This is a genomic window from Brevibacillus jepli (assembly GCF_047229145.1).
GTDB lineage: Bacteria > Bacillota > Bacilli > Brevibacillales > Brevibacillaceae > Brevibacillus.
This window is the reverse complement of the sequence record NZ_JBFEFW010000028.1, coordinates 23,168-48,114: the sequence shown is the minus strand read 5'-3', so window position 1 is coordinate 48,114 and position 24,947 is coordinate 23,168. Positions and strand designations below refer to the sequence as shown.

The 24,947-nt window shown below is 47.9% G+C and carries 25 protein-coding genes, 1 pseudogene, 1 riboswitch and 1 other annotated feature; of the genes and pseudogenes, 14 read left to right on the top strand and 12 right to left on the bottom strand.

All coding sequences use genetic code 11. The features are described 5' to 3' along the window. Positions 1-40 precede the first annotated feature (40 nt). Complete coding sequence (locus AB1L17_RS24525; RefSeq protein ID WP_412847735.1) at positions 41-952, bottom strand: LysR family transcriptional regulator; 912 nt, start codon at positions 950-952, stop codon at positions 41-43. Between the two features lie 143 nt (positions 953-1,095). Between AB1L17_RS24525 and AB1L17_RS24520 the strand changes: the two genes are divergently transcribed. From AB1L17_RS24520 to AB1L17_RS24495, 6 genes and pseudogenes are all read left to right on the top strand, one after another. Next, positions 1,096-1,851 carry an SDR family NAD(P)-dependent oxidoreductase gene (locus AB1L17_RS24520; RefSeq protein ID WP_412847734.1) on the top strand — a complete coding sequence of 252 codons (756 nt, stop codon included), beginning with the start codon at positions 1,096-1,098 and terminating at the stop codon, positions 1,849-1,851. A 41-nt stretch (positions 1,852-1,892) separates the two neighbouring features. Continuing rightward, positions 1,893-2,636: an SDR family NAD(P)-dependent oxidoreductase gene (locus AB1L17_RS24515; RefSeq protein WP_412847733.1), complete on the top strand. Its 744-nt coding sequence runs from the start codon at positions 1,893-1,895 to the stop codon at positions 2,634-2,636. A gap of 163 nt (positions 2,637-2,799) precedes the next feature. Then, on the top strand, positions 2,800-3,069 hold the full coding sequence (locus tag AB1L17_RS24510) for a spore germination protein (protein ID WP_412847732.1): 270 nt from the start codon (positions 2,800-2,802) through the stop codon (positions 3,067-3,069). Positions 3,070-3,191: 122 nt separating this feature from the next. Further along, complete coding sequence (locus tag AB1L17_RS24505; protein ID WP_412847731.1) at positions 3,192-4,337, top strand: alpha-hydroxy-acid oxidizing protein; 1,146 nt, start codon at positions 3,192-3,194, stop codon at positions 4,335-4,337. Positions 4,338-4,617: 280 nt separating this feature from the next. Continuing rightward, positions 4,618-6,744, top strand: a pseudogene (locus tag AB1L17_RS24500) (putative bifunctional diguanylate cyclase/phosphodiesterase). A gap of 111 nt (positions 6,745-6,855) precedes the next feature. Continuing rightward, entirely contained in the window at positions 6,856-7,764 is a 909-nt protein-coding gene (locus AB1L17_RS24495; protein ID WP_412847730.1) for a DMT family transporter, read from the top strand. 53 nt (positions 7,765-7,817) lie between these two features. On the opposite strand, the gene nadD is transcribed toward AB1L17_RS24495, so the two are convergent. From nadD to AB1L17_RS24475, 4 genes are all read right to left on the bottom strand, one after another. Further along, positions 7,818-8,456 carry a nicotinate-nucleotide adenylyltransferase gene (nadD, locus tag AB1L17_RS24490; RefSeq protein ID WP_412847729.1) on the bottom strand — a complete coding sequence of 213 codons (639 nt, stop codon included), beginning with the start codon at positions 8,454-8,456 and terminating at the stop codon, positions 7,818-7,820. 30 nt (positions 8,457-8,486) lie between these two features. Then, positions 8,487-9,032: a cysteine hydrolase family protein gene (locus tag AB1L17_RS24485; RefSeq protein ID WP_412847728.1), complete on the bottom strand. Its 546-nt coding sequence runs from the start codon at positions 9,030-9,032 to the stop codon at positions 8,487-8,489. Positions 9,033-9,249: 217 nt separating this feature from the next. Continuing rightward, positions 9,250-10,038, bottom strand: a complete 789-nt coding sequence (locus tag AB1L17_RS24480) for an NUDIX hydrolase (RefSeq protein ID WP_412847727.1) — start codon at positions 10,036-10,038, stop codon at positions 9,250-9,252. A gap of 155 nt (positions 10,039-10,193) precedes the next feature. Then, the gene (locus AB1L17_RS24475) at positions 10,194-10,880 is read right to left on the bottom strand and encodes a YceI family protein (protein ID WP_412847726.1); all 687 of its coding nucleotides are present in this window, start codon (positions 10,878-10,880) and stop codon (positions 10,194-10,196) included. Between the two features lie 281 nt (positions 10,881-11,161). On the opposite strand from AB1L17_RS24475, the gene AB1L17_RS24470 reads away from it, so the two are divergent. The 5 genes from AB1L17_RS24470 (at position 11,162) to AB1L17_RS24450 (ending at position 16,778) form a co-directional block, all read left to right on the top strand. Beyond that, on the top strand, positions 11,162-11,845 hold the full coding sequence (locus AB1L17_RS24470) for a response regulator transcription factor (RefSeq protein ID WP_412847725.1): 684 nt from the start codon (positions 11,162-11,164) through the stop codon (positions 11,843-11,845). Further along, complete coding sequence (locus AB1L17_RS24465; RefSeq protein WP_412847724.1) at positions 11,842-13,308, top strand: sensor histidine kinase; 1,467 nt, start codon at positions 11,842-11,844, stop codon at positions 13,306-13,308. The genes AB1L17_RS24470 and AB1L17_RS24465 overlap by 4 nt, the downstream gene beginning before the upstream one ends. Positions 13,309-13,386: 78 nt before the next feature. After that, positions 13,387-13,628, top strand: a binding site (T-box leader). A 218-nt stretch (positions 13,629-13,846) separates the two neighbouring features. After that, positions 13,847-14,347 (top strand): Lrp/AsnC family transcriptional regulator, encoded by a 501-nt coding sequence (locus AB1L17_RS24460; protein ID WP_412847723.1) that lies wholly within the window; start codon positions 13,847-13,849, stop codon positions 14,345-14,347. After that, positions 14,344-15,522: an aminotransferase gene (locus AB1L17_RS24455; protein WP_412847722.1), complete on the top strand. Its 1,179-nt coding sequence runs from the start codon at positions 14,344-14,346 to the stop codon at positions 15,520-15,522. Before AB1L17_RS24460 ends, AB1L17_RS24455 begins: the two co-directional genes overlap by 4 nt. Before the next feature lie 344 nt (positions 15,523-15,866). Next, entirely contained in the window at positions 15,867-16,778 is a 912-nt protein-coding gene (locus AB1L17_RS24450; protein WP_412847721.1) for an aminoglycoside phosphotransferase family protein, read from the top strand. Positions 16,779-16,857: 79 nt separating this feature from the next. On the opposite strand, the gene AB1L17_RS24445 is transcribed toward AB1L17_RS24450, so the two are convergent. The 4 genes from AB1L17_RS24445 to AB1L17_RS24430 all read right to left on the bottom strand — a co-directional run bounded on the left by AB1L17_RS24445 (position 16,858) and on the right by AB1L17_RS24430 (position 21,517). After that, positions 16,858-17,913, bottom strand: a complete 1,056-nt coding sequence (locus AB1L17_RS24445; RefSeq protein WP_412847720.1) for a TolC family protein — start codon at positions 17,911-17,913, stop codon at positions 16,858-16,860. 190 nt (positions 17,914-18,103) lie between these two features. Beyond that, on the bottom strand, positions 18,104-18,955 hold the full coding sequence (locus AB1L17_RS24440; RefSeq protein ID WP_412847719.1) for a hypothetical protein: 852 nt from the start codon (positions 18,953-18,955) through the stop codon (positions 18,104-18,106). 235 nt (positions 18,956-19,190) lie between these two features. Continuing rightward, on the bottom strand, positions 19,191-20,639 hold the full coding sequence (locus AB1L17_RS24435) for an amino acid permease (RefSeq protein ID WP_412847718.1): 1,449 nt from the start codon (positions 20,637-20,639) through the stop codon (positions 19,191-19,193). Between the two features lie 113 nt (positions 20,640-20,752). Beyond that, a riboswitch (Lysine riboswitch) is annotated at positions 20,753-20,938 on the bottom strand. Positions 20,939-21,022: 84 nt separating this feature from the next. Next, positions 21,023-21,517, bottom strand: a complete 495-nt coding sequence (locus AB1L17_RS24430) for a DinB family protein (protein ID WP_412847717.1) — start codon at positions 21,515-21,517, stop codon at positions 21,023-21,025. Positions 21,518-21,685: 168 nt separating this feature from the next. Here AB1L17_RS24430 and AB1L17_RS24425 point away from each other — a divergent pair, with 168 nt between their 5' ends. Next, positions 21,686-22,243: a CGNR zinc finger domain-containing protein gene (locus AB1L17_RS24425; protein ID WP_412847716.1), complete on the top strand. Its 558-nt coding sequence runs from the start codon at positions 21,686-21,688 to the stop codon at positions 22,241-22,243. Positions 22,244-22,348: 105 nt separating this feature from the next. Then, positions 22,349-23,101: an alpha/beta fold hydrolase gene (locus AB1L17_RS24420; protein WP_412847715.1), complete on the top strand. Its 753-nt coding sequence runs from the start codon at positions 22,349-22,351 to the stop codon at positions 23,099-23,101. On the opposite strand, the gene AB1L17_RS24415 is transcribed toward AB1L17_RS24420, so the two are convergent. The 3 genes from AB1L17_RS24415 to AB1L17_RS24405 all read right to left on the bottom strand — a co-directional run bounded on the left by AB1L17_RS24415 (position 23,079) and on the right by AB1L17_RS24405 (position 24,552). After that, positions 23,079-23,477, bottom strand: coding sequence for a hypothetical protein (locus tag AB1L17_RS24415; protein ID WP_412847714.1), 399 nt, complete (start codon positions 23,475-23,477; stop codon positions 23,079-23,081). The genes AB1L17_RS24420 and AB1L17_RS24415 overlap by 23 nt on opposite strands. Positions 23,478-23,507: 30 nt before the next feature. Further along, a complete protein-coding gene (locus tag AB1L17_RS24410; protein ID WP_412847713.1) occupies positions 23,508-24,032 on the bottom strand; it encodes an ImmA/IrrE family metallo-endopeptidase in 525 nt (174 codons plus the stop codon). 73 nt (positions 24,033-24,105) lie between these two features. Next, a complete protein-coding gene (locus AB1L17_RS24405; RefSeq protein ID WP_412847712.1) occupies positions 24,106-24,552 on the bottom strand; it encodes a helix-turn-helix domain-containing protein in 447 nt (148 codons plus the stop codon). A gap of 179 nt (positions 24,553-24,731) precedes the next feature. Here AB1L17_RS24405 and AB1L17_RS24400 point away from each other — a divergent pair, with 179 nt between their 5' ends. After that, positions 24,732-24,926 (top strand): BhlA/UviB family holin-like peptide, encoded by a 195-nt coding sequence (locus AB1L17_RS24400; RefSeq protein WP_412847711.1) that lies wholly within the window; start codon positions 24,732-24,734, stop codon positions 24,924-24,926. Positions 24,927-24,947: the final 21 nt, after the last annotated feature.

Here is a 24,947-nt window from a genome sequence, read left to right as displayed (position 1 = left end):
GTGCGGCAGCTTTTTTCATATTCCACTTTAGAAAGAGCGGTTACTTCTTGGTTTTTAAATCATGTTGAAGGCGATTGATAAAGCTCATCGAGATGCGGGAAAAATGACGTTCCGCTGAGCGGACCCAGCCGAGATAGACTGGCTGTTGATAGGGAATGTCCAAATCAAGGGTGATCAATTCGGCATCGCGCAGAGGATGCTCGTGCATAAAGGAGTAGTCCAGCCCGATGGTGACAGCAAGGTTTTGCCTGATTGCACTCAGAATGGCATCTGTATTATTGGAAGTAAACAAGATCTCGACAGGACCATAGTTTTCGGCAAAATCATCCACGAACGACCTTACGTATGCGTCATTGTACAGGACAAAGGAATAATGACGAAGTTCATCTGGTGTGATGGAGGTTTGATAGGCAAGAGCCGAATTTTTCCCTACGCCCACGACCATTTTCCCTTCTACCAACGGTTCGAACACAAGGCCAAGACCCTCGCTTTTTTTTAGTAAGTGCTTATGAATGATAATCAGGCCAATATCAAGCTTGTCCTGAAGAATATCCTCCAATATTTCCTGGGTGCCTTTTTCTGCGAGCTCGGTACGAATGAGAGGGTAATCTTTTTTGAAGCTTGATACGGCATTTACCAACAAGCTTAATGGACCGGGAATGGTCGCCAGCCTAAGATCTCCGCTCAGCGTGTTTGTATAGTTTTGGGCTTCCTCCCAGATCTCCTGAATCTTGCCTAAGGCTTCAAATGCTTTTTTGATGATGATGCGCCCTTCTGGGGTCGGTACGGCTCCGATGCGGGAACGTGTAAACAAGGTAACGCCTAATTCAGATTCCAAGCTGGAAAGCGACTGACTGATGGCGGAAAGAGTGACATGCTTGTTTTGCGCTGCTTTGGTCAGTGACCCTGCTTTCGCGATCTCGACAATATATTCGAGCTGTTCAAAATGCATAACGTTTAACACATCCTTTAACCGTACTTAAGGAACGGTAAGTATGTTTGAATATAATTAAATATAGTTGAGGTCTATAATGAAAGCAAGGCAAGGGATCAGGTGCAGTGTCACATACGAAATAAAAATGGAGGCGTTTCCAAATGGCAAGATTAGCAGAAAAAGTAGCGATCATTACCGGTGGCGGAACTGGAATCGGGAAAACAACGGCGATTCGTTTTGCAAAAGAAGGTGCGAAAGTAATCGTTACCGACATTAATCTGGACAGTGCCTCTCAGACGGTAGCGGAAATCAAGGAAGCGGGTGGAGAAGCCATCGCGATTGCGCATGATGTAAGTCGTGAAGAGCAATGGCAGCAAGTGGTGGAAGCTACGATTCAACAATACGGAAAAGTAGACATCCTGTTTAATAATGCAGGAATTTATATGATTAAACCGCTCGCAGAAATTACGCTGGAGGAATGGAATCGTCTGATGGCGATTAACGTGACAGGCGTATTTTTGGGAATGAAGCACACGATGCCTGTCATGGCAAAACAACAAGGTGGTTCTGTCATCAATGCTTCATCCATCGCTGGACTGTTCGGTGCGCCAGGTCACGTATTGTATGGAGCGAGCAAAGGGGCTGTCCGCATCATGAGCAAGGATGCAGCCATGGAGTATGCGGCTCACGGCGTGCGTGTGAACTCGATTCACCCTGGCTATATCGATACGGGGATGGTGTCGTACGCTTCGGAGACTACGAAGCACTCCAAGGCAGAACTGGCACAGGCTACTCCGACTGGCCGACTCGGTACGGTAGATGATGTATCCAATATGGTACTGTTCCTCGCTTCTGATGAGTCTTCCCATGTCACAGGGGCAGAATTCGTCATCGATGGCGGCGCAACAGCAAGATAAAACGGTAAACACGCCATTTTATAAAGTAGGAGGAGTTATACATGAGACTGGAAAATAAAGTAGCGATTGTTACAGGGGGAGCAAGTGGAATCGGGGAGACTACCGTCCGTCTTTTCGCAAAAGAAGGAGCAAAAGTAGTAATTGCTGACTTCTCCACACGAGGAATGGAATTGGCAGAAGAGCTCAATCAGGCAGGCTTTGATGCTTTGTTCGTGAAAACGGACGTGACAAAGGAAGACGAAGTGAAAAATATGGTGAGCGTCACTGTGGAGAAGTACGGGAAGGTAGACGTGTTATTTGCCAATGCAGGCATCGCCAAGGACGCACCTGGACATCTGTTGAGCATGGATGACTGGCAAAGAACGATTGATATCAATCTTACCGGAGTGTTCTTGTGTGATAAATACGTCATCGAGCAAATGCTGGCGCAAGGAACTGGCGGAGCGATTGTCAACTGCGGCTCTATTCATAGCCATGCCGGAAAAGCGGGTGTGACTGCATACTCTTCCGCCAAAGGTGGCGTGAAGCTTTTGACCCAGACACTGGGAATTACGTATGCGAAACAAGGGATTCGCGTGAACGCTGTCTGCCCTGGTTACATTGACACGCCACTGATCGCTGGTCGCGATGAAGCTATAACCGAGCATCTGATTGGGCTGCATCCAATGGGACGCTTGGGTAAACCGGAAGAAGTCGCCAAGGCTGTTCTGTTCCTTGCCAGCGATGATGCTTCATTCGTCACTGGGACAAGCCTGTTGGTGGACGGCGGATACACTGCACAATAGTTGGACCTTCTCCTCGCGTAGATTTGTCTATTCGGGGAGAATTTTTTTTGTGATAAACCCATCCTGCAAGTGCCCTCAACCATCGTCCAAGCGGGCACAAATCCCCTCTCATATGATAGGAGTAAGCTTTTTACAGCCATTAGCAGACGGGGAGGGAGCAGTATTGCCAACTTTTGTGGGTACGGTGACCATTACGAATAATGTTGGGAATATTAACTTTGGCGATACGGCAAACAACTCTCCGAAAAGCGTGACCAAAGCGTTTTCCGGTTCGGGTGGAAACAACAGCGGCAACATGGTAAAAGTGATCAATGAAAATAGCCAGACGAATACATGGGTGGGGTCAGGAGCAGCTGCAATGAAGACAATGAAGACAATGAAGACAAAGAAGCAGGTCCGTCGCGCAGCCCGAAAAGGCAAAAAGAAAAGGTAGCCCTGAGCAAGGCGCGTGAGAGAGTGGACAAGCTTCCCAATAGAAAAGAGATTAAGACTATTGCGAATTCGGGTGAATTGAGATACAAAAGATGGAGAAGATGCAGAAAGGAAGCAAACCAGATGACGAAAACAAATGAAGAATCACTCTTATTTACCCGGGTGAACAAGGACACACAAGCGTTGCCGATTTCCATTGAGGACTGGGAGAAAAAGGCGCGAGAGGTATTGCCGGATGGGCCATTTGATTACGTTGCAGGGGGATCAGGGGCAGAAGAAACCTTGGTAGAAAACCGGACAGCCTTCTCACGCTGGGCGGTCATTCCACGGATGATGCGCGATGTAACGAATCGCACTCTTGGTATTTCCATATACAATCAACCATTGCGTACGCCGATTTTTTTGGCCCCAGTCGGCATGCAGACGATTTCGCATCCGGATGGTGAGCTGGCGTCTGCAAGGGCGGCCGCAGCAGCAGGCGTACCGTTTGTAGCCAGCACCGTCTCTGCCCATTCACTCGAACAAATAGCGGATGTCATGGGAGATGCCTATCGCTGGTTCCAGCTCTATTGGTCCAACGATCGAGAGGTTTCTGCCAGTATGGTTAGACGAGCAGAAATGTCTGGCTATTCTGCCATTGTCCTCACGGTAGATACAGTGATGCTAGGGTGGAAGCGCCGAGATTTTCGTAACGGGTATTCACCGCTGCGCGAAGGAAAAGGGTTGGCGAACTACATAACAGACCCTGTTTTTTGCTCCCGACTCCAGGAGGTAACACCGGAGAATGCGGTAGAAGAGGTATTGAAAAACATATATCATCCAGCGCTGAATTGGAACGATATCTCCTTTTTGCGGGAGCATACGCGTCTGCCGATTTTGGTAAAAGGAATCCTGCATCCAGATGATGCGAGGCTTGCCTTAGAACACGGCGTGGATGGAATTATCGTCTCCAATCATGGTGGGCGGCAGATGGATGGCGCTATTTCTACGCTGGATGCACTGCCTGCAATTGCCGAGGTGGTAGCAGGCAAGATACCTGTCTTGCTCGATAGTGGCGTACGTACAGGAGCAGATGTCGTCAAAGCGATAGCATTAGGAGCGAACGCCATCCTGATTGGTCGCCCATTCTTGTACGGACTGGCTGTAGCAGGAGAGCAGGGCGTGGCGAGTGTTCTGGATACGCTCATCCATGAGTTTGATGTCGCAATGGCTCTGTCCGGCAGCAATTCTGTCGCAGATCTTAACCGCAGCATTCTCGCCCGCTTGTAATGGAGAGATAGTATGCTATAACCATGTTTGAGAAAAAGTGAGCCGGACTCCTTGTTCTGGCTCACTTTTCCTTATGAACACCTCAAGAAGTTTGCAAAAATGTTGTTTCTACCGCAGGCGTTCTCGTTGATCTTTCGGAAATACATGGTAAAATGGAGCGGACTTCTTTTCAGAACGTTATGATCCTTCTGTAAGGATCATTTTTTTTGACTGTTTCAGAAAGCAGGTTTTCTTAACGGCAATCACGACAAGAGCCGTACTCCATAAACAGGTGATCGAGATGAAAAACCAATTAATAGCTTCAATGACACCCCAAAATTGGGTAGGGCTACTACTCGAAAAAGATGGTGAGCTAAATATGGTTGTAAACGAGCTGGCAGATGTGAAATACGCTTTGGATCAGTCAACGATCCTGGCTATTACGGATCACAAGGGGATTATTTTGCGCGCAAATGAATAGTTTTGCCGCATATCCAAATACGAACGTAGCGAATTGGTCGGGAAGGATCATCGACTGCTTAATTCCGGCCATCATCCGAAAAGCTTTTTCAAAGAAATGTGGTCGTGCATCCGCTCCGGTGAAGTATGGCGGGGGGAAATTCGCAATCGAGCAAAGGATGGCAGCTTTTACTGGGTAGATACGACGATCGTGCCCTTTAAGAATCAGCAGGGTGAGATCTACCAGTACCTTTCCATCCGCAGTGACATCACAGCTCGTAAGCAGATGGAAGAGGAACTCAAGCGGAGTGAAGAAAAGTATCGCATCATCGCTGAAAATACGTCAGATATCATCAGCATCATTAATCTGGATGGGGAATTTCTTTACTTGTCTCCGTCGCATATTCGTCTATGGGAGCATGAAGTGCCTGATCATGAAATCCACAATCTGTTCGAGTGGATCGTGGAGGAAGACAGGGATATTTTCGCCTACGCGATTCAGCATGCGTTCTCTACGCGAAAAGAGTACATGGTAGAATGTCGGATCAACACGCAAAGACAAGATGTCATCTGGACAGAGAGCAAGATCAATCCGATTACGGATCAGGAAGGGAATGTGACCAAGCTGCTCCTTGTGACCCGTGACGTCACTGACCGGAAGCGCTCTGAAGAGACGATACACCACTTGGCTTATCATGATGCGTTGACAGACCTTCCGAATCGACGTATGTATGTCCAACAGCTCAGCAAGGAAATGATGCAGGCCAAGCGTTTTCAATCCACGCTGGCTGTCCTGTTTTTAGATATGGACCGTTTCAAGGACGTGAATGACTCGTTCGGTCACGATGTAGGGGATTTGCTGCTAGTAGAGGCAGCAAAACGTCTGCAGGGATGCCTGAAGCCAGGAGATGTCGTCGCCAGACTGGGTGGAGATGAATTTACGGTGATGCAGACACAGCTTCAGGATCGCAGTGAAGCGGCAGCCTTGGCGGAGCAGATCATGAATCAGCTGCAGAGGCCGTTTGAATTGGATGGTCATGTGTTCAACGTGTCTTGCAGCATCGGCATTGCCTTGTACCCGCAGGATGGGGACAACCCTGAAGATCTGTTGAAACGGGCGGATACGGCTTTGTATACAGTGAAATCACGCGGGAAGAATGGCTATGACTTTTTCGATCCGACGATGGAGGCGAAGTCGCTGGAGCGCATCTTGATGGAAAATGAGATGCGAAAAGCGATTGAACAAGAGCAGTTCCAAATCTACTACCAGCCGAAAATTGATATCGCGACAGGAGGAATGACAGGCATGGAGGCGCTCGTCAGATGGGTGCATCCTGAGCTTGGCATCATCCCGCCGAATCGCTTTATTCCCATTGCGGAGGAGACAGGGATGATCCTGGCGCTTGGGGAATGGATTTTGAAGCAGGCGTGCAGACAAAACAAGCTATGGCATGATCAAGGATATACGTTGAAGGTGTCTGTGAATTTGTCAGCGAGACAAATCTATCAAAAAGATCTGGTCGAGATGATCAAGGATATTTTACGGGAAACCAATCTGTCTCCTGATTGGCTGGAGCTGGAGATTACGGAGAGCATTTTTGTGAAAATGGAAGAGGCGACGGCAGTCCTGCAACAGATTCGGGATATCGGCATCGAAATTTCGATTGATGATTTTGGGACAGGCTACAGCTCGTTTAGTTATATTAAAAGCTTGCCAGTCGATACAATCAAAATTGACGCCTCCTTTATACGCGACATTCATCACAACCAAGAGAGTCAAGCGATTGTAAAAGCGATTGTCACAATCGCGCAAAGTCTCAATATGAATGTAATTGCAGAGGGAATTGAACTGGATGATCAGGTAGCGGCTTTGAAGGAAAACGGCTGCGACCACGGTCAAGGCTATTTGTTCAGCAAGCCGCTTACGACTGATGATTTCGACCAATTCCTGCGTCAGGAGCAGCAATAATATGGCAGCAAGCAAAGCCGGGTGAGTACATCCGGCTTTTTGGCATCTGTGGTACTATAGGAGGCGGACAAAAACATAAAGCAAGAGTACAGCTAGAAAGGGAGGCCCCTCGTGGGAAAGTTTTCGTATAAAACCGCAGTCGCTATTGCAAGTCTGGTGTTGATGTGGGGATTAAGCTGGTCGATCTACAAAATGTCGCTCGCTTATACGCCACCTATTTTATTCGCAGGAATGCGCTCGTTGATTGGCGGACTTCTGCTTGCGTTGTTTATTTTGCCAAAATGGAAAAAAATCAACTGGCGTGAAAATTGGTCAGGCTATTGTATATCTGCTTTCCTGAATACATTATGTTTTTACGGCATTCAGACGGTTGGACTCGTGTATTTACCAGGTGGATTATTCTCCGTATTGGTTTACTTCCAGCCAATCTTGATTGGGCTCTTTGCCTGGTTGTGGCTCGGAGAAAGCATGACGGTGGTCAAGGTGATGGGGCTGATTATGGGATTCCTCGGAATACTTGCGGTCAGTGCAGACGGGCTTACTGGACAGGTATCCATTGTAGGTGTCATCTTGGGATTGCTGACAGCTGTATCTTGGGCGTTGGGAGTGATCTATGTCAAAAAAGTCAGTACCAAGGTAGATTCACTCTGGATGGTTGCCATGCAATGCATCATCGGTGGAGCGGCATTAACCATGTTGGGGACAGGCGTAGAAAGCTGGTCCGACATCGTCTGGAATGTGCCTTATTTGATCGGTCTTAGCTATGGTGCTACGTTTGGCGTGCCGATTGCAATCGTCATTTACTTTGGGCTTGTGAATGCGGGTGAAGCGAGCAAGGTGGCGGCTTTTACATTTCTGGTGCCGCTCATCGCAGTCGTTACGGGCACCATTTTCATGGACGAGCCGGTTACGTATTCGCTCATCGCTGGCCTGGTTTTGATCGTGTGCAGTATTTATTTGGTGAACTATCAGAAGAAAATACAAAAGCCTGCGATTGCCAATACTCTCAATCGTGGATAGGGAAGAAAACAAAACAGCCGACACCTCAGGTTCGGCTGTTTGTCTTTTTGAGATTATACGTAGGGCTCTTTATAGATTCCCTTATCATAAATGTACTGAAGGCAATCATCCGGCAATAAGAAGCTTGGGTCGCCGCCTTTGCGGATTTCGTCACGGATGTAAGTAGAGCTGATCCCCATGTTGATGCCCTTGCTCATGATGAGAAAATGCTCGTCGTGATTTCGCAGCAGCGCATCCTCCGCGATCAAGTCAGCGGTCGGATAGCCTTCGCGTGACATCACGATAAAGTGGAAGCCGGCGATCAGCTTTTCGGCGTTCCCCCAGTTCGACATTCCGTCCAAGAGGTCCGAACCCATGATGAAAAACAGCTCGTCATTCGGGTACTTCTTTTTCATATGCATCATCGTGTCATACGTATACGTCTCACCAGGCAGGGCATCCATCTCGACTGTAGAAATTTCGAAAAGAGGCTCACCGTATTGGTTTGTTTTGTGCGTACTGCTCGCCAACGCCAATTTGAGCATGTGCAGGCGATGGACATCCTCTGTCTGTAATTTTTTATCATGACGCTTCGAGGAGCATGGGACGAAAATGACTTTGTCCAGCCGTCTCCGATGAGCGACGGTCGCAGCCGTGAACAAATGGCTGTACGTTATGGGATCAAAGCTGCTGCCATAAATACCGATACGCATAGTAACTGCCTCCTATTCGTCATGAGCCTGCTATTTTTTCCGTACAGTCATGCCAAGCTGGTTCTGAAAATGACCGAGAGCCCATTGGTGGCCTTCTGGAAGAAAGCTCGCCACTGCATCCTCATGGATGACAACGGAAAAGCCGTGATAAAATCCCTCAATCGCTGTATGCAATACGCAAATATCTGTGCAAACTCCTACCAGATGAATTTCCGTGATACCTCTTGTGCGTAGTAATAGCGCAAGGTCCGTTCCTTGAAAAGCACTGTAGCGCGTCTTATCCATCCAGTGAATCGTCTCATCGAATTCCTCGTAAATGTCCTGAATACTGCCGTACAAATTCCGGCCAGTAGTACCGATAATGTTATGCGGAGGATACAGTCCTGTCTCAGGATGGTACGGGTCCTGTTCTCGATGAGCGTCGACTGCCATGACAACGAAGTCGCCTTCTGCGAGGAAGTCGCGGATCAGTTCGCCAATGCGTCCTTCTATGGCCTGGCCCGGCTCCCCACAAGTCAATGCACCGTCAGTCGCAACAAAATCATTCGTGTAGTCGATCACAATCAAAGCTTTCATGGCAAAAACCTCCTGAATGTGGATGTTCAAAAAGCCGTCTTTTCAGCACCGAGAAAGTGGCGAGAACCTGAAAAAGGAGGAGCGGAGTGTAGGGGAACCTACATGAGCACCGGACTTTGAAGGTGAACGCCTCTTTCGATGTCGAATTTGCCCTCAGGACCGCTTCGTGATCAAAAGACGATTTTTGAACTATCTCCTGAATGTGAATGTGGACTTTCTAATAAATCATGGCAGTCGGCGTAAAGCCGGTAAAGCGATAGAGCTTCGCTGGCGAATTCGAGAACTCAGTAGAGTATACAGGCAGTCCGTCACCAGATAGAACAGGTTCGAGAAGTCCTTGTCGTCTGGTAGTCGCAAGCAGGCGCCGCTCAAAATTGCCGCGATCTTTTGCTGAAAAGGAAGGGACGACCGTCTCAATCACTTGCAGCAGTTCACTCAAGGTAAACTCATCTGGCAAAAACGCTTTGGCAATCGTCGTTTGCAGCATCTGCTCACGAACCCGCTGTAAGGCGTCCGTCAAAATTTCACGATGATCAAAAGCAAGGTTGCGTGCAAAAGCTTCCTCAATCGGAAACAGCTGCGCGTCTGATGCGTCGTCGTTCGCCTGTGCGTGCTTCAATAAATCTTCATGAACGAGAGAGACATAGGCGACACTCGGAATCCAGCCACGAGGGTCTCGACCCGGCTTGTAGTATGTCTTGAGCTGCTCAATGTGAACATCGCGGTCGATATTCGTCTCTTCTTTTAGTTCACGGTAGGCGCATTCATCCAGCGTCTCCGATTCATGGGAAAACCCGCCGGGCAAGGCCCATTGCTCACCAAAGGTATCACTTTTGCGCTTGATCAGAAGAACCGCTAATTGCTTGTGTGGCAGCGATTTGGTTTTCGTTTGGCGCGGGGTGGAAAGGATTGTAAAGAGGCAAATATCTGTTGGAAGCCCATCCGGTGAGCGATACTTTTTGGTCCGAAAATGGATGCGTTTGGCTCGTAGGGGGGACGTACTCACAAGATCATCCTTTCCATTTGCTCGAATCTGTTATCATGCTTTTATATTATAAGATCGTTTTAACAATGTCAATTATACAATGTAAAGATATGTGAAAAAAGACGCCTGTGAATGTCAGACGTCTCTTTGAAGTAGTTCCTGCGAAAAGCGATTGATTAAACAGCATCAAGCGCCAGTCTCAAGGTAATGTTAATATTTTCTTCCGTTTGGGCTACGATCGTATGTGGGCTAGTCAATCCGAAGTCACCAAACGTTACCACTGATGTTCCTTCCAGCTGCAGCTTGCCTTGGGAATATATCGCATCAGCATCAATTTTCACGTCTTTGGCAATCCCTTTGAGGGTCAAGACACCATTGATGGTAAACGAAGCCTTTTGTCCTTCTGTCCACGTAGTTGGCCAGTTCTCAAATGATTTTGCTTCAAAGGTAGCGGCCGGGTGCAAGGCTGTATCGAAGTAATCAGGAGATTTGATATGCGTGTCGCGCTTTTCATTGCCGGAGTTCAGTTGATTCAAGTCAGCAGAAGCCGTTGCTTTCATTTGATCTGGTGCAGAGAGGTTCACATCCCAGCTGCCGGTAATCCCGTTCATTTCAAAGTTGACCGTTTCTTTTGAGGTAGTAACGGAGAAATATACTTTAGACTGGTCGTTGATCGTCCATTTTTTATTCAGTTGATCTGCTGTCAATGCCGTGGATGAACTGGTAGATGAGGCTGTGCTTACTGCAGCTGCAGGCTGGATTTCCACATGGTTTCCCACGAAGTAGTCATAGAGCATGTAGCCTCCGATACCGACCACGAGGGTGGCAACTGAGGCAGTAAGGATGACGGAATTCTTTTTCATTATTGGATAACCTCCATATTTTTGAAGTGCTCAGATTTGAGTGGTATGTAATTGACTTCGCAGTGATCATTATGAAAGAGGAAGCTGAGAGGGGCTTGAAAGCAGGCTGAAAGTTTGTTGAAAGTGCAGTGGTACGAGAATTATCAACTTCTTTTTTAGCGCGAGTGCCATTCGGTGGTTTCTTTTTCTGTACAAAGGTTTCAGCTAGTACTCAGGACATATTCAGCAAACTTTCAGCTACTCTTTGCCTGATCAGGTAAAATGGAGGTGAGGTGAAGGAAATGAGCCTAAATAAAGGCATTAAAATATTGCTTGTCGATGATGAGCCGACCATCCTGCAGTTTCTGGAGATGGGTCTCGAGAATGAAGGCTTCCAGGTGTTGACGGCACAAGACGGAATGACCGCCGTGACCATGGTGAAGGAGCATCAGCCGCATGTGGTCATCCTCGATGTGATGATGCCGGGCATGGATGGCTTCGAGGTATGCCGGATGCTGAAAAAAATACAAAATGTAGCGACGATCATGCTGACTGCGAGAGAAGACGTGGAGGATCGAGTAAAAGGACTGACGCTCGGCGCGGATGATTATATGATCAAGCCGTTTAGCTTTGAGGAGCTGCTTGCCCGCATCCATGCTCGCATTCGCAATCATTATCCGCACTTGCTCTCCAAAGTAAATCTAGGTCCATTCCAGATCGATGACAGACGGAAGGAAATTAGCTACGAGGACACACTCTTGGAGCTATCGCCAACGGAATACTCCTTGCTGAAATATTTGGTGACGAATCACGGCTTGGTGCTGAGCAAACCGATGATTCTGGATAATGTGTGGGGGTATGATTTCGGTGGGGAGGAGAACATTGTCGAGGTGTACATCCGCTCCCTGCGTGACAAACTGAACGATCGTCAGCATCGGATCATTCGCACATTGCGGGGTGCGGGTTATCGGGTAGATTTTGTATGACAAAGAATCGAAACAAACAGTGGGCCCCCTTCCTAGAACCGAACTCTTTGCGCTATCAGCTGCTATCTCGTTCGTTATTTATCTTATCCGGGCTGCTGCTCCTGATTGGTGTGATTCAGTATTTTTTAATGGAGCAGTTCTTGTATCGCAGTAAAGCGGAAAGCCTGTTGAATCTAGCGGTCACCGTTCCCTATCAAGTCCTGGAGGAGACGGAAACGCTCCCGAAAAACGATAAGTATGTAAGTGCGTTGCTATCCTTGCGCACACCGGATATCAAGTATGCCTTTATTGACAATGACGCAAATGTGACGGAGTTGTTTGCGAATCCGAGTGAAGGATATTCCCCGCGCTTTCCTGACAACCTGTACCGCGAGATACTGGCAAGCGGAGTATGCACGTTTAAATACAAAATACTGGAAGGAAGCGGTGGGAAAGATTATCTGGCAGTACTGGCTCCTATCAAATCTCCTGACCAAGTCCAAGGAATCATGCAGCTCAGTACTCCTGTCGGATCGATGAGGGAGGTACTATTTCCGCAGCTCATCATTTTCTTTTCAGCGTCTGCACTTGCTCTCATTATTGGCATACTAACCTTTGTGCCTGTGCTTCGGCGAACACTGAATCCACTCACCTGTATCGAAGGCACTGTTGAGCGGATCAACGCTGGTAATTTAGATGAGCGATTGCCAGTCAATCAAGGGCAGATGGAGATCGATCAATTATCGGCGGTCTTTAACGGAATGCTGGAGCGGTTGGAAACCTCCTTTAAAATCGAGCAAGAAGTCGGGGAGCGGATGCGGCGCTTTGTGGCAGACGCTTCGCACGAATTGCGAACGCCACTGACATCGATCCATGGATTTCTGGAGGTGCTGATGCGAGGTGCAGCGGCAAATCCCGAACATTTGCAAAAGGCATTGAAAAGCATGCACGGAGAGACAGAGCGCCTTAACAAGCTGGTCAACGATTTATTGTATCTTGCCCGCATGGATCGGGAGCCCGCATTATTTTTGCAAGAAGCCGATTTGGAGGAGATTGTTCACTGTATGGAATCGCAGCTCCTTGTTCTGGCAGGGCACCGTAAAGTTCACTTCCGTGTTGAACCGAACGTGACAGCTACTTTTGACTGTGACGGAATGAAACAAGTCATTCTCAACCTGTTTCAAAATGCGGTACAGCACACGGACCCTGTGGACGGTGAGATTGAGGTAACGCTGAGCAGCCTCGCAAGTGGAATTGAGCTGACGATTCGAGATAATGGGGCAGGGATTGCACCGGAGCATGTCCCACATGTATTCGACCGTTTCTACCGGATTGAATCGTCGCGCACACGCAAAATGGGAGGTGCTGGCTTGGGACTGTCGATTACCCAATCCATCGTGGAAAATCATGGAGGAAAAATTGACGTCCAAAGCAGCGTGGGAACAGGTACCGTGTTTCGTGTCTGGATTCCTAAGGGTTCGTAAGTGGATACGAAGACAGAAGTTGTTGGTTGACAATGTGGGAAAACCTTTTTATAATCTGAGACATTCAATAAAACAATCAACACAGCCGTGAAAAGGAAAGTAAAAAAGGGATTTTGACGTCCAGAGAGTTGCCTGATAGCTGAGAGGGCAGCCGCGAACTCTTTTTGAAAGCCACCTTGGAGCTCTGCTTTTGAAAATGCCAAGTAGAAAGCAGCGGATGGCCCACGTTATGGGGCGCATGTCTTTATAGACTGCACAAGTTTGCCTTTTGTGAGAGAGGCAAAAAAGCTGAGTGGTACCGCGATACCTTCGCCTCAGCAATCGGATTCATGGATATCATGAGTCTGGTTGCTGAGGCTTTTTGCTTTTTGAGGTTGTTCAAAAAGTCGTCTTTTGATCACGAAGTAGTGCTCATGTAGATTGCCTACATTCCGCTCCTCCTTCGTTCGGTTCTCGCCATCTTCTCGGTGCTGAAAAGCCGACTTTTTGAACACGTATTTTATGTACAAAAATAAAGAGAAAACTGGAGTGGTGGGGCATGGATCGCTTGAAGCAAAGAGAGCTGTTGCACCTGTTGGAAGAAGACAGTCGCATGAGCGCTGAGCAAATCGGAAAAATGCTCGGGGAACCAACTGAGGTCATTGAACAGACGATCGCAGCATTGGAAGCCGAGAAGGTCATTGTAAAATATCCAGCGTTGGTGAACTGGGAGCGGGTGGACGATCATCCGTATGTGAACGCGATGATCGATGTAAAAGTGACGCCGAAGCGGGACGTCGGCTTTGATGAAGTGGCAGAGCGAATCTGCCGTTTCCCAGAAGTAAAGGCTGTTTACTTGATGTCTGGTGCAAGCTATGATTTGTCGATTATTTTGGAAGGCAAAACGATGAAAGAGGTAGCGACTTTTGTCTCGCAAAAGCTGTCTACACTCGATTCGGTTGTCTCAACAGCTACACACTTTATTTTGAAACGTTACAAGCACGATGGCATTGAGCTGGAAGATCGTGACGAAGATCACAGGATGGTGGTTACGCCGTGAGTACACAAGTCAAAGTCAAAAACCGTTTATCCAGTACAGTTGCATCGTTGAAGCCATCGGGCATTCGCCGCTTTTTCGACTTGGCGGCATCGATGGAGGGAGTCATTTCCTTAGGTGTCGGGGAGCCGGATTTCGTCACTCCTTGGCGCATGAGAGAAGCTTCGATTTCTTCCCTGGAGCGTGGACATACAGCTTATACCTCCAATGCGGGTATGCTGCCATTGCGCGTGGAGATTCAGAAATACTTGGAAGAACGTTTTTCTGTCAGCTATCATCCAGAGACAGAAATTCTCGTGACCGTCGGTGCCAGCGAAGCGATTGATATCGCGTTGCGTGCGATTCTCGACCCAGGTGATGAAGTGCTGGTCGTGGAGCCATGCTACGTTTCCTATGAGCCAGTTATTCGTTTGGCTGGTGGGGTGCCAGTTTTCCTGAAAACGACGATGGAAAACCAGTTCAAGCTGACAACGCAGGAGCTGGAGACGCACATCACCGCTCGTACCAAAGCGATCATTTTCTGTTATCCGAATAACCCGACCGGGGGCACGATGACCGCAGAAGAATGGAAAACGCTTTTGCCGATCATTGAAAAGCACGACCTCATGGTGATTTCCGATGAGATTTATGCGGAGCTTACCTACGGACGGATGCACGATAGTATCGCGGCCCTTCCAGGGATGAAAGATCGGACGATCCTGATCTCCGGTTTCTCCAAAGCATTCGCGATGACCGGCTGGCGTCTGGGATATGTCTGCGCGTCACCTGATTTGCTCGCAGGCATGCTGAAGATTCATCAGTACACGATGCTGTGTGCACCGACAATGGCTCAGATGGCTGCGTTGGAGGCCCTGCGTCATGGACGTTCAGATATGGAACGAATGATCGAGAGCTACCGCCAGCGTCGTAACTATGTGGTAGATGGCTTCCGTCAAATCGGATTGACGTGCCACGAACCAGATGGTGCATTCTACGCCTTCCCATCTGTGGCGTCTACAGGTCTCAGCTCTTCTGAATTTGCTGAGAAGCTGTTGATGGAAGAGAAGGTAGCTGTCGTACCGGGAGACGTGTTCGGCGAGAGCGGGCAGGGTCATATCCGTTGTTCATACGCAACATCGATGGAGCAGTTGAAAAAGGCGCTGGATCGTATGGAGAGCTTGATGGGACGACTGTCGTAACATTTTCCGGGAAATAAAGGGGGTGGCTTTTAAGCTGCCCCTTTTTTACGAGTGATGCTGTGGTGGGGAAGAAGCGCATTTCCAGTCTGCACTTCGGCCTACGCCCCGCAAGGGGGGATTGACTGCCCGCTCAGGAAAAAATGGCGGGAGCGCTTCAAACGTTGCAGTTTCGATGGAGTGATTCATAAGTGAAGCTTAAATTCCCCGTCATTTTTCCAGAGCTGGGTAGGGCTCCAGAGGAGCTTGACTGGAAATGCGCTTCTTCTTCGCGGCTGTGGTAAGGGAACAGCTTGAAAGCTGGTGCATGAGGATGTCTTGAAGGTAGTTCTAGGAGGAGATCTCTAATGATTTCACTGCCAAATCATTTTATCAAAACGATTAAGGGCGTACATAAAGAAGCAGGGCGTCTCTGGCTCGATTCCTTTCATGAGCTGATTGCTGATTGCGAAGCGCGGTGGTTTTTAAAGGTGTTAGAGCCGTTCCCACTCTCTTATAACTTTGTTGCTCCTGTAGTGATGCAGGATGGGAGAAACGCAGTGTTAAAGCTCGGGGTACCTGGAGTGGAATGGCAGAGGGAGCTGGCTGCGATTCGAAATTTTGCAGGGCAGGGGATGGTACAGCTGCTCGATGCTGACGAGAAAAAAGGCGTAATGCTTTTGGAGCGCATCCAGCCAGGGGAGACACTGGACAAGCTGAGCAGCGAAGACGAACGGATTCAATGCTTGGCCGGCGTGATCAAAAGAATGCATACCCCCATTTCGAAAACAGGCATGCTTGCTTTTACGTTTCCGACGATAGCAGACTGGGCTGTGGGATTGGAGGAGGTTCGACCTCATTTCCAAGGGGGGACAGGACCGATTCCCGAGCAAATGCTGGAGCAGGCAGAACGATGGTACAAAAAGCTTCTCTCTACGCAAAAAGAACAGTGTCTGTTGCACGGAGATCTCCATCACGAAAATATTTTGCGTGCAGAAAGAGAGTCGTGGCTGGCGATTGATCCGAAGGGATCGATCGGGGAGACGGAGTACGAGGTGATTCCGTTTTTGCTGAATCATCTGCCGGAGAGTGGAGTAGAGGAAGTAATGAAGCAACGCGTCAATGGCCTGACTAAGGTACTGGATTTGCAAAAGGAGAGGGTCTTGGCGTGGGCATATTGCCACAGTGTACTCTCTGCTTGGTGGCTCATAGAGGATTTCGGTGCAGATGATGGCCGATTGGAGATGGCCAAAGTATTTGAGCAGCTGATGAATGAGTGAAGGCTTCACCTTAGGGGTGAAGCCTTTTCTACCTTTTCTATATGAAATGAATAAATGAGATCCTTCGTAATACGAAATATTAATAGCCAGTCGACTGATTCAAGGTGATAACAGCTACATTGTATTGATAAATAGATTCGATTGCTTTTGTTTCGGAATCAAACAGGCTTGCTTCGTGCTCCATTATATCTTTCAACGATGCTTTTCCTAGTCTATATTGATCGATTGTAGCCTGATAGCGCTCCAATGCGTTTTCTTTCTTTGATGTGCTTTCATCCAAAGCCTTTTTCGCTGCGAGAACCTTCCCATAGTTGTCGCTTACTTCTTGTCCAATTTTCTTTTGCGCTTTTTGTTTTTGCAGTTCAGCTTTTTTATGTTCATTTTTGGCGATCGTGCCTTTATATGTGCTGAGTGCGGCATACTCTGCCGTGTAATCGATTTTTACTTGAGCAAAGTCTATTTCCGCTTGAGCCTTCATCATTTCCGGGCGTTTTTCAAAAGCTTTTGCCTGCAATTGTTCCAGAGTGGGTATCGTATAATGGGTCAGATCAGCTGCTTCCACTTTCCACGTTTTGTCCGCTTTTTCATTCAATAATTCGTTGAGCTTGGCCAATGCTTGTTTGTAGCTGGTTTCAAGCGCAGCAAGATTTTTGTGAGCTTCTGTTTCTTGGGAGTCCGCCCAATATTGCCGTTGCATGCTTTTCTTTTGGGCTTTGATCTTGGCATCGAGAGATTGGACTTCGAAGAAAGCTTTTTGTACTTGCAATTGTATCGTGTTTTTTTGTGTATTCATGGCTGCTTCATCGACGACGACTTCTTTGATGGCTTTGGCAGCCTCTTCGAATTTCTTTTTTGCGTCAGCTAGGGTCATGATGCTGGATTTTTTGATTTCGGCTTTCTCTCTCAGTGTGATGGATGTTTCGTATTCCGTAATATCTAAGTCAAGCCGAAGCAGCTCCAGATCTACGCTGTTTTTTAGTGCCTGTTCTACTGCAAAATCGAGCGACAAGGGGGAAACGTCCGTCTGCTCGGCGGCGATCGCGAGTGGAGCAGCCATAGCCACATGGGCGCCACCCGTGAGGAGAGAAGTGACTAATGTTGTGCTGTAAATGTGTTTGAATAGCCTGGATTTCATGGGGCAACCTCCTGTAACATAATTATGATAACGATTATCATTATCAAATTCATGAAAAGTATATATTTCCAACAGAAATTCGTCAATAAAAAATATTTGTCTCAAATTGGTAGGCTGGTAATAGGAAGGGGGGCTGAACAATTGAAAGGAAACAGCCTCAGTCCGATGGGAAATCAGACCAAGGCTGCTTTTATTTTGATAGGATTTGCATAAAAGAGGCTATATTCGTTGTAAGCAATTGTGTGTGGGTAGGGAAGCGATCACTTTGAATTAGCTCATTGATTTGGCGAACGAATTCACCTGCGTCCGTTGTATTTACGTTTGCAAAGCGGTTATCGATTTTTGTATTTTTTAAATGGGATACAAGTGTATCTTGTTCTTTTCGATATTCTGAGATCCAGTCTTGACGATGACGTAGCTTTTTGACGAATTGAATCAGCATGCTGACTTTCTCTGTTTGATTGGTTGTGGTCGCTTGCATTTTCTTATAAGCTTCTGGGTCGTACCGCTCCATTAACTTGGTCGGATTAACATAGTCGTGGGGTGCGCCATGAGGCTTTTGTGGCAGCTCTATGTAGCTGACACTTCCAGTTGCAGGGTCAACCTTTCTTGTTTTGGCAACAGCAGCGAGTAGATGGAGGGTATTCAAAAATTCAGCAGCTTCCTCATCTTTCATGAAATTGTCCGCTAAAAATTTTCCTTGGGTTAAGCCTACTTCAACGAAAGCAGCTCTTTCTTCATCGGTGTAAGTGGAACTCGAGTTGAAAAAATTATGTTCAAGTATGTGATTAAATGCCTTACGAGCTTCGGGGGGTTTGTCTGCAAAAAATTTATCCAGGCTCTCATTTACTTCTGAGTTAAAGAAAAATTGGACACTATGATGTTCGATGACACCAGCAGGTAGCTCGCGTGCCTTGTGAGAACGAAGGTCAACCGTATCGCGCTCCGGCGACCCTAATCGAGTTCCTGTCACCATTTTGGGTGCATCTGGGGTAGAGGTAAGCTGGGGTGTTACGTAGCGGGTATTTGATTGAATCTGCATGTTCTTCTCTCCTCACTTGGATTCATGTTCAGTCATGATGGCAGGAGATCATGGTTACCTTTTATCAGATGACTGGTATGACTTGTGAGAAGCAAAAGGAAACTGATCTCGAATCGTTTCTTGTTTATACTATCGGCTCTTTTCTGGGAGTTTTTTATTATGTAGCACTTTCATATGCTGGCAAGCATGAAAAAGGACTCCCGCACAGTTAACGGGAGCCCAACATTTCCTTCTATTATCTTGTCTGCTCATCCATGCTGAAGTCAACTTGCTCAAGAGGGACGAGCTTGGTCTTTTGCGTGATTTTATATGCGAGCCAAATGATCAAGAAGAGTGGCAGGCCAATGTAAGAAACCAGGACGCCATACCAGTCGATCGTTCCACCCATGAATGCGGAATAGTTTTGCCCCAAAATAACGATACAGCAAATGATGAAGGCAAAAATCGGTCCGAACGGGAACAGCTTTGCCCGATAAGGTAGCTCGCTTAAGTCACGGCCCTGAGCGATAAACGCTTTGCGGAAACGGTAGTGACTAATGGCGATCCCCAGCCAAGCGATGAAGCCTGACATACCGGACGCATTCAAAAGCCATACGTACACTTCGCCTTCCCCAAACAGGGAGGACAGGAAAGCAAGGGCGCCGATGAGCGCGGTCAAGATCAAGGCATTGATCGGAACGCCGTTACGTGTAATTTTTGCGAACCATTTCGGTGCTTTTCCTTCTTTCGCCAAATTCCACAGCATGCGAGTAGAAGCGTACATTCCTGAGTTACCAGCAGATAAAACGGACGTGAGAATAACCGCGTTCATGACGGATGCTGCAAAAGCAAATCCGGCATTTTCAAAAACGATCGTAAAAGGACTAATCGCAATATCAGTAAGGTCGCCGCTAATCAGATTTGGATTGTCGTACGGAACCAACAATCCGATGATCAAAATAGCGAGGATGTAGAAGAGCAGGATGCGCCAGAAAATTTGGCGAATCGCCTTCGGAATATTACGAGCAGGGTCTTCACTTTCCCCAGCCGCGACACCGACCAGCTCTGTCCCTTGGAAAGAGAATCCGGCAATCATGAAGACGCCGAGCATAGCCATGAATCCGCCGCTGAACGGTGCATCTCCTTTGGTGAAGTTCTGGAAGCCGACTGCTTGACCACCCATAATCCCAAAAATCATCAATACACCAACAATAATAAAGATGATGACCGTTACTACTTTAATCAAGGCAAACCAATATTCGGATTCTCCAAAGGCTTTAACCGACAGAAGATTCAAGGCAAACAGCAATCCGAGGAACAAGGCGCTCCATATAATCGCTGGAGTATCCGGGAACCAGTATTTCATAATAAGTGCGGAAGCTGACAGTTCTACAGCAATGGTAATCGCCCAGTTGTACCAATAGTTCCAGCCGAGGGCAAAGCCGAGAGATGGATCGACGAATCGTGTAGCGTACGTTGAGAACGAACCGGATACAGGCATGAAGGCTGCCATTTCCCCCAGGCTCGTCATCAAAAAGTAAACCATAATACTAATGGCGAGATAGGCGACTAATGCTCCACCAGGCCCGGCGGAATGGATCGAGCCTCCGCTCGCGAGAAACAATCCCGTCCCGATCGAACCACCGATAGCGATCATCGTCAGGTGTCGGGCTTTTAAACCACGTTGCAATTGATTCTGTGACATAAGCTGCTTGCACGACCTTTCAAGATTTTTGAGAAGGAAGGTCGGAAACGAAAAAACCGCCATAGCCAAAAAAATGGCATAGGGCGGTATCATCCAATCCCCACCAAGCCTTCACTGAAGATAGCTCACCACGCTTGCTTGGCTAGCAAACGTGACAGTTCTGCCCCTTTCGAGTACAGCCCCAACCCAATCGCCCAGAGATGCGATATGAGCTTCGGCGGATTTTCCTTACCTGGAGTCATTGATTTCTTCTGAATCTCGTACAGGATGATATAAAAGCCGCGACCTCTATCCTCACCGTGAAAGATGAGGATAACATGTATGAAATTATGTGATTCATCAACTATAAAGGATTGTTTGTGAATAATCAATGTGAAATTTTGTTATTCAAATGAGCGTCTGGCAGGCCAAGAGCCTTGCAGCTTACGTATTTGGACGATTTGTCCCGTGTGAAACGCATCGTGCAGGACGAGACTCATCACGGCTTGGTAAATGGGCGTATAGGTAGCTGTCTGGTCTAACTCCTCATCTGTGAGCGAGGAAAGCTTTTCATGAATGTGGCGATGGACGCTTTCCATTCGCAAAAGGGTAGCCTGCCAGGCGTTTTCGTCATCTGGACCGCCGGACGGGGTGAATGTATCATCGTTCGTCTCAGCTGAGCCGGGGAATTCGGTGCCAAGCAGACGATGCAGCAAGCGTTCTTTGTAATACAGAAGGTGACTGACGTTTTCCCAAATCGTGTTGGCTGCTTCACCTTCTGGGCGCCAGCTCGCCTCGGCTGCCGATACTCCGGCAAGTGCATCTTTTAAGGGTGGATACCAGTCTTCCTTGTCATACGTACATTCCCAACCGTGCAAAAGCAAATCCTTCCGATTCATACGCGTCCTCCTCGTCTGTGAAACAGATTGATGAAACGCTATAATAGCAGTAAGCAACGAAAATGTAACCAGTTAATTCTAAAACGATAGTTACATATAAAGATTACCATATCCTGTATGTTCATACAAGAGAGAAATAATGAAGGGGTAGTCAGGAGAGATGATGACATGGACTGGCTTTGTATCGACTTTTTAAATAGTGATTGGCGGGATTGGCGTGGCTCTGGTCGTTGGGAAAATCGATTAGAGAACCAGGAATGGCTGGCATCCTTTTTGCAAACTTACAATCTAACCGCTCCGCTGCCGATGAATGAGGAGTGTGCCGCGTCTCTTTTGCAGCTGCGCAAACGGTTGAGACGGATGCTGGAAGCCGTTGTCCGTGGAGACCGATTCCTAGAGGAGGACCTTGCGGAATTGAACCGAGCTCTGGCTCTTGCGCCTTTTCATGTGCAGGTGCTGTACGTTGAAGAGGAGGGGAGCTACAAGCAGCAGCAATACAGTTTTGCAGAGGGATGGACCCTCATCATGGCACAAATCGCGGCTTCTTTCGCGGAGTTGCTCGCACCGCAGCATCTTGAGCGAATCAAAATATGTGACAACGAGGATTGCCGCTGGGTGTTTTATGATGAAAGCCGCAACCGGGTACGCCGTTGGTGTGATGATAAAATGTGCGGAAACCTGATGAAGGTGCGCCGGTTTCGTGAAAGGCAGAAGGAAAAAGGCTAATGCAGCCATTACCAATGACCGTCGGGAATTTGTCTCTGACGGTTTTTTCTATATTTGAGACATAATAAGTAGCAGCATACATGGGAACGGAAACGAGGTGGTAGGATGAGTCAAGCACGTAAAAAGTGGTTGCAGGCACTCGTATTGGTGATACTCGGTGCTCTATGCACGGTTATCTGGTATTTGCAGCCGTATCAGCCTGATCAGGCAGCGAAGACCGCCATGCAAGGCGGAGAAGGAATTACGGTCATGGATACGAATGACTGGATTGTTTTCCAAGGTGGGGAGTCACGCGAACCAGGACTCATCCTATATCCGGGAGCACTGATCAAACCAGAGAGCTATGCGCCAATCGCCCGTGCACTTGCAGGCTACGGATACCAGGTCTTTATCGCGCGCATGCCGCTGAACCTAGCTGTCAGTGATATGCAGCGAGCCACGCAAGTATTGAAGGCGTATCCGAATCAAACCTTTGTCATAGGAGGACATTCACTCGGTGGTGCTATGGCAGCTCAATACGCAGCAAACCATCCGCAGCGAATCAGTGGTGTGTTTTTGCTGGGAGCGTATCCAAACAGACAAGGAAATTTGAAAAAGGTGAATTTGCCTGTGCTATCCTTGCTCGGATCTCGCGATGGTGTGATCGATCTGCAAAAGTTCGAGGAGGGCAAGCAATATTTGCCAGAGCGTACCGTGTACATGTCCATAGAAGGAGGGAACCATTCCCAGTTCGGAAGCTATGGATCGCAGGAGGGAGATCAGCCTGCTGCCATTACCCCGCAGGAGCAGTGGCAGCAAACAGTGGCAGCTATCAAGGATTGGCTCCTCACTGAGGTTACGATGATGAACGTGGAATAATACCCGATACTACACCTGTAATGCGAATATTTTCCGAGGGCAGCAGCAGTGGTTCGTCCTGCTCGCGTGTGGTCGTAAACAGACATTCCAGTGGATTGACGTCTGCTGCAATGCGAACGAGGAATTGCCCTTCCTGTCTGATCAAAACAGGTCGGTCTCTTACAGGCTCCATCGAAAAGTCTGAGATCAAGAGGGCATCACCGGGAAAAATACCAAGACCGCTAAGACCCTCGTCTCGCATGATAAGAGCAAAGCGAGCCACATGATAGCTGGCTACCTCCAGGGAGGGTAACAACGATAGCTCCTCGTCTTGATCCAGGGCTAGATCAAAAAAATGAGACGTATATGCATCACCGGCAATGAAGACTCGTTTCATTCGGCATCGCCTCCTACATAATTGAGTCGGTTACCCATATACGGGAAAGCCTTTGGCATACAGACGGCTCAATATGCGATCAAATCGGGCCCGAGCCAGAGACATGGGTACCTGAAAGCGCTGAGCCAAAATAGCCGGAGCGTTGTATCGCGAGCAATCGGCAAGCAGAGGGCTCATCATGTAAAAGGGGAGCAGCAAATGCTCGGCAAAATGGTTTGCTTGCGATTCTTGCCAGTCAATCATCCATTCGCTGCTCTGTGGCTGAATGCCTTCATGGAGGAGCAAATGTCCGAGCTCATGTGCGATTTTTACCCGCTGCGAAGCCAGATCGAGCCGTTCATCCACCGCAATGACATATCGCCCCGGCAAATACGGATGCGCGTGCGCACGACTCCGGCCACAAATAGGATGGATCTCGATACCGTACGTCTCGCAGAGCAGATGCAGATCGATTTGTTCGGGCGAATCGATGCCGTGATGCTGAAGTAACAAGTATACGCGACTCTCCAGCCATGTTTGCGGCTCGCTGATTTCTTGCAAAAGGGAGTGGAGCATGTAAGACCTCCTTAAATCATTCGTCAGGAACGTACGTTCTTGTTTGTGCTGAAAAGAAAACCCCGCATTGGGGTTATTTTTTTTTCATATCTTCCGTGATGTCAAACAAAGAAGGAGGTCTTACCTCGCGCACTTGACGTACTTTCCATTGCTTCTTCAAGTCGTACCAATAGCGGCGAATTTCTTTTTTCTCCTCTTCTGAAGCGTCCAGATACCCGTCCAGGAAATAATAGTCATCTGGGTCATCGATCTTTTCCTGCAAGAGCTCGTCCAACGAACGTTGACTTGCCTGTTCTGTTGCTGGGAGCGCATAAGCCGTGACTTCATCCGTGCGGCCCAACAACCAGTCGGTTGTGACGTTCAAAACGTCCGCCAATTGCCGCAGCATATCATTCGGTGGTGTGCTGTGGTTGTTCTCGTAGTTGCTGATCGTCCCCTTGGTCGTGCAGACATGCTCTGCCAACTCTTCCTGGGTCAGACCTTTTGTCTTACGAGCTGTACGTAAGCGCTGAGATAGCATGAGCGTGCCAGTCCTTCCTGTGAGGATGTACAAATATATTGTACTAAATGAGAAAGGAAAAGGAAAGTGCGTACAGTTATTTTGTTTGAGATGAATTATGTACAAGCCTTTTGTACAAAATACGGTTAAGAACGATGCGAGAACGCTCGTTCGGTATAGGGCAAAAGGGGAGATCATGCATGGAAGATCAAGTAACAACCGTGTTGCTTCAGCAAGGGCCATTTGCAGCTTTGTTTGTCTGGTTGCTGTTTTATATTATGAAAGAAAATCGCGAACGCGAGGGTCGATTACAAGATTTATTGGACAAATACAGCAGCAAATACGACCTGATCCTCGAGGAGCTGCGCGAGATCAAGGGAAAAGTGAAGAAATAACGAATAACAGTTTTTGTCCAT